Origin of the sequence: Promicromonospora sp. NPDC050880, assembly GCF_044456525.1 — a bacterium.
Taxonomy (GTDB): domain Bacteria; phylum Actinomycetota; class Actinomycetes; order Actinomycetales; family Cellulomonadaceae; genus Promicromonospora.
Genome location: NZ_JBITFV010000001.1, coordinates 203,386 through 215,937, shown reverse-complemented (window position 1 = coordinate 215,937; position 12,552 = coordinate 203,386). Strand labels below are relative to the sequence as shown.

At 74.8% G+C, this 12,552-nt stretch carries 10 protein-coding genes; 3 read left to right on the top strand and 7 right to left on the bottom strand.

The features are described from left to right. Positions 1-536: 536 nt before the first annotated feature. From ACIBBF_RS01065 to ACIBBF_RS01045, 5 genes are all read right to left on the bottom strand, one after another. Entirely contained in the window at positions 537-1,817 is a 1,281-nt protein-coding gene (locus ACIBBF_RS01065; RefSeq protein WP_397409586.1) for an MFS transporter, read from the bottom strand. A gap of 71 nt (positions 1,818-1,888) precedes the next feature. Further along, a complete protein-coding gene (locus tag ACIBBF_RS01060) occupies positions 1,889-2,428 on the bottom strand; it encodes a hypothetical protein (RefSeq protein ID WP_397409584.1) in 540 nt (179 codons plus the stop codon). Positions 2,429-2,518: 90 nt separating this feature from the next. After that, entirely contained in the window at positions 2,519-3,337 is an 819-nt protein-coding gene (locus ACIBBF_RS01055) for a hypothetical protein (RefSeq protein WP_397409582.1), read from the bottom strand. Positions 3,338-3,504: 167 nt separating this feature from the next. Next, complete coding sequence (locus ACIBBF_RS01050; RefSeq protein WP_397409580.1) at positions 3,505-5,166, bottom strand: PHP domain-containing protein; 1,662 nt, start codon at positions 5,164-5,166, stop codon at positions 3,505-3,507. 142 nt (positions 5,167-5,308) lie between these two features. Further along, a complete protein-coding gene (locus ACIBBF_RS01045) occupies positions 5,309-5,911 on the bottom strand; it encodes a helix-turn-helix domain-containing protein (RefSeq protein ID WP_397409578.1) in 603 nt (200 codons plus the stop codon). A gap of 88 nt (positions 5,912-5,999) precedes the next feature. On the opposite strand from ACIBBF_RS01045, the gene ACIBBF_RS01040 reads away from it, so the two are divergent. Further along, positions 6,000-6,977 (top strand): NAD(P)/FAD-dependent oxidoreductase, encoded by a 978-nt coding sequence (locus ACIBBF_RS01040; protein WP_397409576.1) that lies wholly within the window; start codon positions 6,000-6,002, stop codon positions 6,975-6,977. Then, complete coding sequence (locus ACIBBF_RS01035) at positions 6,974-8,530, top strand: MFS transporter (RefSeq protein ID WP_397409574.1); 1,557 nt, start codon at positions 6,974-6,976, stop codon at positions 8,528-8,530. Before ACIBBF_RS01040 ends, ACIBBF_RS01035 begins: the two co-directional genes overlap by 4 nt. A 33-nt stretch (positions 8,531-8,563) precedes the next feature. Here ACIBBF_RS01035 and ACIBBF_RS01030 read toward each other — a convergent pair whose 3' ends face one another. Next, the gene (locus ACIBBF_RS01030) at positions 8,564-9,580 is read right to left on the bottom strand and encodes an SDR family oxidoreductase (RefSeq protein WP_397409572.1); all 1,017 of its coding nucleotides are present in this window, start codon (positions 9,578-9,580) and stop codon (positions 8,564-8,566) included. A 54-nt stretch (positions 9,581-9,634) separates the two neighbouring features. Here ACIBBF_RS01030 and ACIBBF_RS01025 point away from each other — a divergent pair, with 54 nt between their 5' ends. After that, complete coding sequence (locus ACIBBF_RS01025; RefSeq protein WP_397409570.1) at positions 9,635-10,291, top strand: TetR/AcrR family transcriptional regulator; 657 nt, start codon at positions 9,635-9,637, stop codon at positions 10,289-10,291. A 64-nt stretch (positions 10,292-10,355) separates the two neighbouring features. On the opposite strand, the gene ACIBBF_RS01020 is transcribed toward ACIBBF_RS01025, so the two are convergent. Then, positions 10,356-12,542 (bottom strand): glycoside hydrolase family 2 protein, encoded by a 2,187-nt coding sequence (locus ACIBBF_RS01020; RefSeq protein ID WP_397409568.1) that lies wholly within the window; start codon positions 12,540-12,542, stop codon positions 10,356-10,358. Positions 12,543-12,552 lie beyond the last annotated feature (10 nt).

Sequence of the window (12,552 nt, the reverse complement as noted above, 5' to 3'; positions counted from 1 at the left end):
GCGCTGATTGTGGGCCCAATGACTGGGTAGAAGCGCACCTTTGTGGTCCCGGGGCGGGGCGGGTTGTGCGGACGGTCGCGCCCTTGGGGGACGGCGCCTCGCCGGGTCGGGGCCATGACGCGCCGGTGCGCCCGGCGGGCCGGCACGCCCAACGGGCCGGTGCGCCGGGCGGGCCGGCACGCCCAGCGGGCCGGGTGCGCCGGGCGGGTCCCGCACGCCCAGCGGGCCGGTGCGCCTGGCGGGTCCGGCACGCCCAGCGGGCCGACGCACCAGCGGGTCGGCGCACCAGCGGGTCGGCGCGCCCGGGCGTGTTCTGCTTCCCGGCGTGTCGGCAGGGAGCGAGCCACCCTCGCGGAGACGGGTTGCGGAGAGTAGACAATGTCTACACGGAGTGACCGACCTCCGCGGGAGCAACCCGCCCGGCCGGGCAGTGGCCGGGTTCCCTCCGCGGGCCCAGCACCCCAGACCCAGCACCGCGGATCCAGCACCCCAGACCCAGCACCACGGATCCAGCGCCACGGGCCGTCCGCCAGGCCTCAGGCCGACGTCGTCGACGGCTCCGGTCGTACCCCGTTCACCTCGGGGCTGACCCGCCGTCCGACCGCGAACGCCATCCCGGCGATGCCCACGCACCCGACCACCAACACGGCGATGAACGCGCCCGCCAGGCCGTGCTCCAGCAGGAATCCGGCCGCGACCGGGCCCGCGATCGTGCCCGCCTGGAACGCGCCGGAGCCCAGCGCGTTGTACCGGCCGCGCAGGTGCGCGGGCGCCATCTCGTTGGTCAGCGCGGGCAGGGTGGACTGCATCAGCGTCTCCCCCAGCCCGAACACCCCGTGGAACGCCAGCACGATGACGACGGCGGTGGTCCCGCCGGGAAAGATGCCGGTGACGCCGAGCAGCAGCCACGCGAGGGCCCACACCCCGGCCATGAGGGCGAGCACGCGCGTGCGGCGTCGTCCGCTGACGCGGTTCATGACCCAGAACTGCAGCGCCACGATCGCGACGGTGTTGACCACGAAGGCGAAGCCGATGGTCCGCGTCGAGACCTCCGCGACCTGCCGGGCGAACGCCGGGAACCCGCCCTCCATCTGGCCGTAGCCCACGAAGGCGGCGAGCAGCCCGAGCCCCGAGAGCCAGAGCACCTCGGGCCGGCGCAGGATGCTGAGGTAGCCCTCGGCCGCGCCGGCGTCGTCGGGCCGCTCGGCGCGCCCGTGCAGGTGACGCAGCGGTCCGAGCAGCACGACGATCGGCGCGAGGAAGGTCGCGGCGTTCACGAGGAAGGCGGCGACGAACGTGCCGGGCCGCTCGACGTCGACCACGAGGCCGCCGACCACGCCGCCCACGCCGACGCCCAGGTTGAGCAGCGCGAAGTTGACGCCGTAGTACCGCTGGCGCAGGTCGCCGTCGACCACGGTGGCCACGAGCGCGTTGACCGACGGCCAGCCGACACCGAGCTGCACACCGAACAGGGCGAGGCCGACTGCCGCGACCACGGGCGTGGTGGCCAGCGCCAGCACCGAGTATCCGGCGACGGCGAACACGAGGCCGGTGAGCATCACGCGCCGGGCGCCGTACCGGTCGACCATGGCGCCGGCGGGGCCGGTGACCAGCAGCCCGACCACGGCGATCAGGCCCATGAGCGTGCCCGACAGGCCGAGCGAGAACCCGCGCACCTCGTGCAGGTAGATGATGGTGAAGGGAAGCGTCAGGCCACGGCCGAAGAACTGCACGACAACGGTGGACAGGAGCCAGCGGCCGTCGTTCGGCAGGTCCGACCAGAAGGCGAGGGCGCCGGAGCGGGGGGAGGATGTCACGCCTCGATCCTCGCTCGCGGCGGGGCGTGGCTGCTAGCGGATATCGGCCGGGGCCGTGTGATCTCCGCGCCTCACCCGTGCGCCAGCAGCTTCAACCCCACCACCCCGACCGCCAGCGCCGCCAGCACCCCGAGCGCGAGCACCCGCGCGAGCCACGGGAGCTTCGTGCGCCGCACGCCGAGCCAGGCGATGAGCACCAGGGTGGCGATGAGCACGACGACGCCGACGCGCAGCGCCGTCGTCACCTCCCACCAGCCGAGGCCCGCCGCCGCGAGGGCCAGGAGCGGGACCACGAGCGTGAGGAGCGCGCCGCCGCTGGTCCGGGTCATGGCCGCGAGGTGCGTGCGGTCGGGGAACCCGCCGTGCGCCGCGAGGTGGGCGATGAGCTCCGCGAGCCAGGCGGCGGCCACGGTGCCGACGGCGGTGATGGTCAGCGACGCCGCCGCGGTCCCGGCGGTGAGCCCGTGCGCGTGCGCGAGCAGCGTGAGGATGACGGCGAGCGACGCGAACGTCACGTAGACGCGCTCGCGGAGGCGTTCGGCCAGGTCTTCCCGCTCGTCGTCGCTCATCGTGGAGGGGTCCTGGTGCGGGGGCCGGCGGCGCGTGCTCATGGGCCCATTCTGGCGGGGGCAAGGGCGCTGGAGCCTGCACCGCACCGCGAGCCGCCGCACGTCACGGCCTCTGCCGCTGCAGCGCGCACCTCACGCCGCTTCCCGCCACGCCTCCGCGAGCGCCGCGACCGACGGCCAGCGCGCGCCGCGTTCGGGGCGCAGAGCCCGCGCGGCGACGTCGAACAGCGCGTCCGAGCCCGCCCAGGCGGCCCGGGACTTCGTCTCGTCGTCGCCCAGGAAGGTGTGCGCGAGGGCGCCCAGCGCCACGACGTTCGTCACCTCGTCGATCACCGCCCCGAGCTCGTGCTCCTCCGGGGACATGAACCGGGTCGAGCCCCACATGCGCCCCATGCGGTTGACCACCGGCGCGCGTTCGTAGAGGTCCAGGTCGCACAGGGTGACGCGGCCCGTCGCCGGGTCGAGCATCACCGAGCCGTCGTACAGGTCGACGGCGACCCAGCCGCGCGCCGCCGCATGCACGTGGAAGTCGTAGATCTGCCGGACGGCGTCCACCCGGGCGGGCAGCGGGAGCGAGCGCACGACGTGGGAGCGCTCGTACTGCCGGCCCACCGGCGTCGCGTCGGTCCAGTCGAACACCAGCGCGTGGCCGGCGCCGACGTCGACCGCCTCGCGCAGCCGGACCAGCGACGGGTGCGCGAGCGACCGGTACACCGCACCGGCCTGGCGGGCGCGGTCGACGGCGTCGGTGAGCGCGCCGTCGTACCGTGCGGTGGGCGCACCCGCGTACTTGACGAAGACCCGGCCGCCCGGACCCTCGACGCCGAGGCAGAGGTTGCCCGAGTCCTGCTGGTCGAGCACGGCGAACACGGTGCCCCAGCGGGCCACGAAGGACAGGTCGTGCGGCGCCCGCAGCCGTACGGGCAGCCCGTCCACCTCGGTCACGATCACGAGCCGTGACCCTACTCACGCGCCGAGCAGCCACCAACGGCAATACCGCAGCTCTGCACGACGGCACCGAGCGGGGCGGCGACCGGATGTCCGCCTCGCGCAGGTGGTTGCGCACGGGTTCGGCGCCGAATCCATGCGCAACTGCCTGCCCGCAGCGGACCGGTGCCTCACCCCCGGTCAGTGACCTCCACGAAGACCGGGTTCGTGTAGAACCAGAGGTCCTCCCACGGGTCCGCCGCGCCGAGCACGTCGATGGCGGGACCCGCCGGGTCCACGTCGGCCCCCAGGTAGCCCACCTGGCTCCGCTTCCCGTCGGTGCCCCGCAGCCGCACGTACGACGCCCGGTCCGCCGTGAACCGGTAGACGAGCTCGATCGTCCCCGCACGGCCGGTCGTGTCCCAGGACTGCACGACGCGGGTGTCGGGGGCCACGATCGTGTCGCGGTCGGCGACGGGCCCGGTCACCGCGCCGAGGATCAGGTCCACGCGGGCGAGCTCGGGCAGCAGGCCCGCGGCGTTGACCTGGTCGGCCAGGTCGATCGTGACCACGACCTCGACCTCGCTCCCGCGCCGGACGGACAGCGTGTCACCGAGCGTGACGCCGGAGCGCGTCCTGCCCCGGGGCCGGACCTGCACGTCGAGGCCCGCGACGAGGTCACCGAAGCAGACCCACATGCGCCCGGCGCGCATCGCCTCCATGACGCCGGTGTAGCTGCGGTCCTCGGCGCCCACCCATGTCTTGTTGTAGTGCCCCGGGGGCAGGGCGCTGTACTCGGTGACGGGCCGGCCCGCGTTCACCGGCGGCGGGTACTGGCCCGTGCTCGCGAACGTGTCACCCGCCTCGTTGTAGGGGATGGTGTCGTACCCGGTCTGGTCGAGCGGGTCCACCGGGTTCTTCACCCAGTCGCCGCAGCCCTGGTGCCCGTCGGAGGTGGTGGTGATCCACCACCGGCGGCCCTCGGCCAGCAGGCTGTCCCACACCCCGCCCACGGTCGCCGTCATCCAGTCGAACCCGCCCCACGTGCGGTAGGACTCCTCGGGGTAGTCCGGGTGCGACCAGGTGCCGGCGCCGCCGTCGTAGAGACCACGACCGCGGGCCATGCCGGGGGCCGGCAGGCCGGCCGCCTGGTGTCCCGGCGACCCCTCGAAGCCGATCACGATGCCGGGGGCGGCGTCCTGCCAGTCGCGCAGCTCGTGGGGCGAGTCGATGCCCTTGCGCGCGGGGTGGTTGGGCAGCACGAGCGCGTCGCGGACCCGGCGCCGCCGGACGGCTTCGGCCAGGAAGCGCAGCGCCTCGCCCGCGAGCGCCTCGTTCTCGGGGGTGCCGTCGCGGGCGCCGACGACGGTGGCGTCGTACTGCGACACCAGCCGGCGCATGACCTCGCGGTCGTCGGCACCGGGGGCGAGCATGAACGTGGTGTGCTCGCCGCCGGGGATGTTCCACTCCAGGCCCCAGAACACGAGGAGGTCGTCGGCGTACCTCCGCTGGGCGGCGGTGACGTCCGCGTGGGCGCGGTCGAGGCCGTGGTCGCGGTAGGGCGCGTTGCCGTGGTCGGTCAGCACGATCCAGTCCAGCCCGCCGGCCAGGGCGCGGCGGGCCTGGTCGTCGACCCGGAACATGGCGTCGTTGCTGTACAGGGTGTGCAGGTGGTGGTCGCCCGCCAGCCAGTGGTAGCCGCGCTTCTTCTCCCGGCCCCGGGCGCCCGGGGCGCTCGCCGTGCCGGCCGCCTCGGCCGGGGCGGCCGACGCCGCGAGCGACCCGACGATGCCCGCCGACGCCACTCCCGCTCCGCGGAGGAACCCGCGCCGGCTCGTACCTGTCTCGGTCATGAAGGTTCTCCTGGTGCCTCACGCCCGTGGAAGGTGCGCCCACGGGTCTGCGGGCAGCGTCGTGGGCGCGGCTGAACCGCGAGGGACGGTCAGGCGAACCAGGCGTGGCCCGGGTGTGAACGGCGCCGGTCGCCCGGCCGTCCTACCGGCGAGTGCCGGGCCGTGCCGTCTGGTCTCCGGCACTCTCACCCCGCTGGTGCCCCCGCCGCGCGTCCCGGTCGAAGATGCCGATCACCTCGCTCGGCCCGCCCTCCGCGCCGACGGCGTGCGGGAGCATGGTGGGGAACTCGGCGGCCTGGTCGGTCTCGAGGCGGAACCGCCGGTTGCCCAGGAGCAGGGTCACCGTGCCCGAGATGACGACGAGCCACTCGCGGCCGGGGTGGGCGCGCAGGCGCGACGGGTTGTCCGGCGCGGGGTCGGTCAGGCGCTGCCGGACGACGCTCATCCCGGGCTCCGCCCTGATGGGCCAGCGCTTCCAGCCGTGCGCGACGTCGATGGCAGGGTTGATGACCACGTCGTCCGTGGCCGTCTCGACGAGCTGGTCCAGCGACGTGTCGAGGGCGCGCGCCAGGGTGACGAGCTGGTCCAGGGCGAGGCGCTGCCGGCCGTTCTCGATGCGGCTGAGCGTGGACTGGCTGACCCGGGCTCGGGTGGCAAGGTCTTCCAGCGACCAGCCCTGCGCCACCCGGAGCGCCCGGATGCGCTTGCGTACGAGGCTGTCCAGCTCGCCATCTTCTTGCGCCATACGCAAGAGTGTATGTCTTTGCCGCAAGGCCGGGCTACGTTCGTCACCGTCCGGCCCCGACCCGGGGGCCGCGACAGAGAGGACAGACATGCCTGGCACTCCTACCACCCCGGCGACCGGCGCCGCGCCGGCCGACACGGTCGACGTCGTGGTGATCGGCGGCGGCGCCGCCGGACTGAACGGCGCGCTGATGCTGGCCCGCTCCCGCCGCTCGGTGGTCGTCGTCGACAGCGGCACGCCGCGCAACGCCCCCGCCGACGGCGTGCACGGGCTGCTCGCCCTGGACGGCACTCCCCCGGCGGAGCTGCTGGAACGGGGCCGCGCGGAGGTGCGTCGCTACGGCGGCACGGTGCGGACCGGGGAGGTCGTCAAGGCCACGCCGGCCGACGGCGGCGACCTCCGCTTCACCGTCGACCTCGCCGACGGCGACACCCTGCACGCCCGCCGCCTCCTGGTCGCCACCGGCCTGCGGGACGTCCTGCCCGACGTCCCCGGCCTGGCCCGGCACTGGGGCCACGGCGTGGTGCACTGCCCGTACTGCCACGGCTGGGAGGTGCGCGACGAGCCGATCGGCATCATCGCGGCCGGTCCCGCGTCCGTGCACCAGGCACTGCTGTTCCGGCAGCTCACCGACGACCTGGTGTACTTCGCGCGGGGCACCGGGCTCGACGACGACGCCCGGGCGCGCCTGGTCGCGCGCGGCATCCGTGTGGTCGAGCCCGCCGTCGAGGAGGTGGTGGCGGACGACGGCGGCGGCATCGCCGGGGTGCGCCTCGCCGACGGGCAGGTCGTCGCCCGGCGCGTGCTCGCCGTCGCGACCACGATGCTGCCGCGGACCGAGGGTCTGGAAGGCCTCGGGCTGCCGGTGCAGGACCTGCCGAACGGCATGGGACGCCACGTCGTCACCGGCCCGGCCGGCACCACCGAGGTGCCGGGCGTGTGGGTTGCCGGCAACGTCGGCGACCCGTCCGCCCAGGTGGGGGCATCGGCGGCGGCCGGAGCCATGGCCGGCGCGCACATCAACGCCGACCTGGTCACGGCCGACACCGAGGCGGCCCTCGCGTGACCGGGCCGGACGCGCGCCGGCGTCGCGCCGTCCTCGTCACCGTCTGCACGGCGCTCATGGCCGTCATCGCGTCGGTGTCGGGGCTCAACGTCGCCCAACCCGACCTCGCGGTCACCTTCGGGGTCTCCCAGGGCACGGTGCTGTGGATGATCAACGCCTACACGCTCACCCTTGCCGCGCTCCTGCTGCCCCTCGGGGCGGCCGGCGACCGGCTGGGCCGCAAGCCCGTGCTCGTGGCCGGGCTGGTGGTGTTCGGCCTCGCGGGCGTGGTCGCGGCGTTCGCGCCGTCGGCCGAGGTCATGGTGGCTGCCCGCCTGCTGAGCGGGGTCGGCGCCGCGATGATCATGCCCGTCACGCTCGCCGTCATCACCTCGACCTTCCCCGAGGAGGAGCGCGGGCAGGCGATCGGTGTGTGGACCGGTGTCGCCGGCGGCGGTGGCATCCTCGGCATGTTCCTCTCGGCGGTCCTCGTCGACCTCGTGAGCTGGCGCTGGCTGTTCGCGCTGCCGGTCACGCTCGCGCTCGCCGCGCTGGTCATGACGCTGCGCTCGGTGCCCGACTCGCGCGAGACCACCCGGCACCCGTTCGACACCGCCGGGGCGCTCACGTCCGTGGTCGCCGTCTTCGGCCTCGTGTTCGCGCTCCAGGAGGGGCCCGAGCGCGGCTGGACCGCCCCGCCGACCCTCGCCGCGCTGGCCACCGGGGTCGCCGCCGCCGTCGGCTTCGTGATCCTGGAGGCACGCCGCCGGGACGCCGCGCTGCTCGACGTGCGGCTCTTCGGCAGGCGGCCGCTGGCCGCCGGCTCGGTCACGCTGCTGGTGGTCTTCGGGGTGCAGGCGGGCATCTTCGTGGTCCTGTTCCCGTTCTTCCAGGCCGTGCTGGGCTGGTCAGGACTGCTGTCCACGCTGGCGTTCATGCCGATGGCCGTGCTGATGATGCTCGCCTCCGCACTGGCCCCGCGGCTGTCCGTACGCGTCGGCCCCCGCGCGACCATGGCGACGGGCACCCTCCTGGCCGGCGCCGGGCTCGCGCTCATGGCCCTCCTCGTCTCGGTCGACGGCGGCTACCCGTCCGTCCTGCCGGGCATGCTCGCGATGGGCGTCGGGATGGGGCTGTCGATGACGCCCTCCACCGAGGCCATCACCAGCACGCTCCCCCAGGAACGGCAGGGCGTCGCGTCCGCGCTCAACGACGTCACCCGCGAGCTCGGCACGGCCCTCGGCGTCGCCCTTCTCGGCGCAGTGCTGACCGCGGGCTACCGCGGCGCCGTCGAGTCCCGGCTCGACGGCGTCCCACCGGAGGCCGCCGACGCCGCCCGTCAAGGCGTCGCGAACGCGCTCGGCGCGGCGGACGACGCCGGACCGGCGGCGCAGGAGCTGGTCCGCGCCGCGCGGGAGGCGTTCGTCGAGGGCTGGCAGGGCGCCATGTGGGCCGGTGTCGCCGTCATGACCGTGCTGTTCGTCGCGGTGCTGGTGCTCGGGCCTCGGCGCCCGGTGCCCCCGCCGGGACCGGCACCGGCGAACGACACCGACCTGGTCGACGCCACCGCGTGAGCCCGGCGCGGGGGGCCTGCCCCCCGCGCCGGATCACCGCGCCCGCACCACCCCGAGCCCCACGAGGCTGCGGCCGGTGTCGACGACGGTCTCCCGCACCGGCCGCATCTCCCAGCCGAGCTCACGCCGCGCCTTCTCGGCGCTGACCTGCTCGGCCTTGCCGACGAAGTCGAGGCCGAGCCGCACCTCGCGGTCGAACCGCCCGATCACCCACAGCGCCCACACCGGCATGCGCCGGGTCGGGACGCGATACCCCTGGGGCCCGAACTCGTCGGCCAGGATCCGCGCGATGTCGCCGAACCACAGGTTGTCGCCCGCGCAGATGTACCGGTTGCCCGCCGCGGCCGGCAGCTCCATGGCCAGCCGGTGCGCCCGGGCGACGTCACGCACGTCGACCGGCGCGAACCCGAGCTGCGGCACGGCCGGGATCTCGCGGGCCAGCAGCCGCCGCACCAGCGAGACGGAGGTCCGGGCCGCCGCGTGCTGCACCGGGCCGAGCACGAGCCCCGGCTGAACGGTCACCAGCTCGAGGTCGGGGTGGTCCGCCACGAAGTCCCAGGCGGCACGCTCGGCCAGCGTCTTGCTCCGGGCGTAGGGCGCGGCCTTGTCCAGGTCCGTCCAGTCCTCCTCGGTGTACCGCCGGTCGTCGCGCCCGCCCGCGGCACTCACGGCGGCGAGCGACGACGTCATGACGACCCGCCGCACCCCGGCCCGCGCGCTCGCCCCCAGCACCCGCAGCGTGCCGTCGACGGCGGGCCGCACCAGCTCGGCCTCGTCGCGCGGCGGCACGGACGGGAAGGGCGAGGCGGTGTGCAGCACGTAGTCCTGCCCGGCCACGGCGTCGTCCCACCCGGCGTCGGCGGACAGGTCCGCCTCGACCAGCTCCAGCCGGCCGCCGGCGGACTCCGCGAGCCGGCGCAGGTGCGCCACCCGCTCGGGATCCCGCAGGGAGCGCACCGTGCCGCGCACCTCGTGACCGGCCGTGAGCAGCTCCTCGATCGTGTGGCCGGCGATGTATCCCGTGGCGCCGGTGACAAGAACCCTCGACATCGCATCTCCAGTCTAAGCGGTGTTCAGATTATGAGCACCGTATAGATTGCCGGCATGACAGTCAACGGGTCACGCAAGCGGGAGACGTACCACCACGGTTCGCTCCGCGAGGAGCTGGTCGACGCGTGCGTGCGGCTCATCGAGGCCGAGGGGATCGGCGCGGTGAGCCTGCGGCGCGTCGCACGCGAGGCCGGGGTCAGCCCGGGCGCGCCCTACCACCACTTCCCCGACCGGGCGGCGCTGCTGTCCGCCATCTCGGCCCGCGGCTTCGAGCTGCTCACGCAGGAGCTCGCGGTCGCCGTCGGCCCCTCCACGGCCGCGGCGGGGCCCGACGACGTCGGACGCGCCGTGGCCGCCTACGTCGCGTTCGCCCGGCGCCGGCCCGCCCACTTCCAGGTCATGTTCCGCCCGGAGCTGTCCGAGCCGGAGAAGCACCCGGCGGTGCAGGAGGCGGGCGATGCCGCACTCAAGGTCCTGACCGACCTCGTCGACCGGCTCGGCGTGCGCGACCCGCACGCCCTCGGCATCACGCTCTGGGCACTCGGGCACGGCCTCGCGGCACTGACGCTCGACGGGGTGCTGACACAGAAGGCTGTCATGTGGGACACCGACCAGGACGACCTGCTCGAGCGCGCCGTCCGGCAGATCGGGCAGACCCTGGACGTCCGGCCGAGCCCGGCCTCGCAGGCGGCGAACAGCGACGGCGGCTGATCGCGCCGACAGCGGCCGTGCCAGTCGTCCGGGGCCCGGCCGCCGCTCCGGCGCCGACCGCCCGTCAGCCGTCCCAGCGCAGGCCGCGCCGGTTGGGTTCCTCGATCGGGGCCGCGTCGACGAACGTCCGCGCCCGCACGGCGCCGCCGTCGTCCACGAGCCAGAGGTGGAGACGGGCGGCGGTCACCGGCCCGGGCGGCGGCACGGTGACCGTGACGGCGGGGCTGAGCTCGAACGGCTTGGCCTCGACGGTCTCGGATCCCGTGCCGAGCGGCTCGCCGACGCCGCCCTCGCCGAACGGCGTGCCCGCGGGGACCCACGCCGCGCGGACCTGCCCGCGCACCACTCCGGGTCCGTGGTGCGACACGTGCACGCCGAGAACGAGGTCGGCCTCCGGGACGGCGAGATCGGCTCCCGCGTGGACAGGCACCAGGTCGACGACGAGCACCGTCTCGGCGTTGACGTCGCGCGGGTCCAGGCCACCGCGGTCCTTGGGCCGGCGGTCGACGTCGAGCAGGCCGGCCATCTCGTGCTCGACGTCGGTCAGCTCGGTGTACACGTACCCGGCGAACCGGTCGTGCCGGCGCAGCTCCTGGGTCTGCCAGCGCAGGTGCCAGGCCCGTTCGAGGCTGGTGAACCCGGCCCCGTACTCGCTGTTCAGGATCGGCAGACCCGACCGCGGGTGGTCCGCCGACCCGTACAGGGACTTCTTCGCGAGGAAGTCCGGGGCCAGCCGCACGGGGAAGTCGTCGCGGGTGCCCGCCGCGAGCGCCGCGACGTTCGCGGCCCAGGCCGCCGGGTCCTCGTCGTAGTAGTGCCAGTCCACGAGGTCGGTGCGGACGTGGGCCCAGCCGGAGTTCTCGACGATCGGGCGGGTGTTGTCCAGGGCATGGAGCGTCTCGTAGGCCCGCAGCGCGGCGTCGGCCCGGTCGGGGCTGCCGGGGATGTCCCAGTCGAGGCCCCATTCCTCGTTGTACAGACCCCAGACGACGATGCTCGGGTGGTTGCCGTCCCGTTCCACCATGGGCGCGATCTGCGCCTCGAAGGCCTGCGCCGCCTCGGTGCCGAACCGGCTGGGCGCGGGCGGCTCGGCCCAGACGAGCATGCCCGTGCGGTCGGCGTGGTGCAGCCAGCGCGGGTCCTCCAGCTTGATGTGCTTGCGGACCAGGTTGTAGCCGAGGTCGCGGGCGTGCTCCAGGTCGGCGACCAGGGTGCCGACGTCGGGGGCGGTGAGACCGGACTCCGGCCAGTAGCCCTGGTCGAGCACACCGCGCAGGTAGATCCGCTCGTCGTTGAGGTACAGGTGCTCGCCGCGCCGCTCGATGCGCCGCAGCCCGCCGGTGACGGCGACCCGGTCGGGCTCGCCGCCGGCCGCGGACACCGTCGTCACCGTCAGGACGTAGAGGTGCGGACCGGCCGGGCTCCAGAGCCGGGGCTCCGCGATCTCGACCCGGCCCGACGCCGTCCCGGTGCCGTCGGCGACGAGCTCGATGCTCTCGGCGGCGCCCGTCGTGGTGCCCGCGGCCCGGCCCGCGCCGGGACCTGCGCCCGGGTCGGAGCCGGCGCGTGCGGCAACCTCGACCGTGACCAGCGCACCCGCCGGGGCGTCCCCCGCGACGTCGACCGTCACGTCGAACCCGGTCAGCGACTCGCCTCGCACCGTGACCCGCGCCGCGTAGGTGCGACCGCGCGCCTCCAGCCAGACAGGCTGCCAGATGCCGGAGGTCGGGGTGAACGAGACACCGTCGTAGTCGTCGCGCGGGATGGAACGCTGCTTGCCGTGCGGGATGGCGCGCTTGTCGGCGGGCGCGTGCACCTCCACCTCCAGGACGCCCTCGGCACCGGGGGCCAGCACACCGTCGAGGTCGACCTCGAACGGCGTCGAGCCGCCCACGTGCTCGGCCAGGACCGCACCGTCGACCCGTACGACGGCGTGATGGTGCACGGCGCCGAAGCAGAGCACGGTGCGTGCCCCGGCCCACTCGGCAGGGACCGCGATGCGGCGCCGGTAGGTCGCGTGCTCCAGCCATGTACGGCCGACACCGGACGCCACTGTCTCCCAGGCGAACGGGACGGTGATCGGCACGGTGCTCGGTGCCGCGCCGCCGGGCACGTCGAGCTCCCACACGCCGTCCAGGCTGGTCCAGCGGTGGGACCGGTCGAGGTCGGGGCGGGGGTATGCGGGCGCTGCCTGCGGAGCGGCGGAGAGCGCGGCGCGGACGGCGTCGGGCCGCGGAGGAGCCGAGGTCATGTGGGGTGTG

Bases quoted from the DNA above. Each gene is read 5' to 3' on its own strand.
- ACIBBF_RS01020 (WP_397409568.1), bottom strand. From the start codon at position 12,542: ATGACCTCGGCTCCTCCGCGGCCCGACGCCGTCCGCGCCGCGCTCTCC.
- ACIBBF_RS01050 (WP_397409580.1), bottom strand. From the start codon at position 5,166: ATGACCGAGACAGGTACGAGCCGGCGCGGGTTCCTCCGCGGAGCGGGA.
- ACIBBF_RS01040 (WP_397409576.1), top strand. From the start codon at position 6,000: ATGCCTGGCACTCCTACCACCCCGGCGACCGGCGCCGCGCCGGCCGAC.
- ACIBBF_RS01060 (WP_397409584.1), bottom strand. From the start codon at position 2,428: ATGAGCACGCGCCGCCGGCCCCCGCACCAGGACCCCTCCACGATGAGC.
- ACIBBF_RS01045 (WP_397409578.1), bottom strand. From the start codon at position 5,911: ATGGCGCAAGAAGATGGCGAGCTGGACAGCCTCGTACGCAAGCGCATC.
- ACIBBF_RS01030 (WP_397409572.1), bottom strand. From the start codon at position 9,580: ATGTCGAGGGTTCTTGTCACCGGCGCCACGGGATACATCGCCGGCCAC.
- ACIBBF_RS01025 (WP_397409570.1), top strand. From the start codon at position 9,635: ATGACAGTCAACGGGTCACGCAAGCGGGAGACGTACCACCACGGTTCG.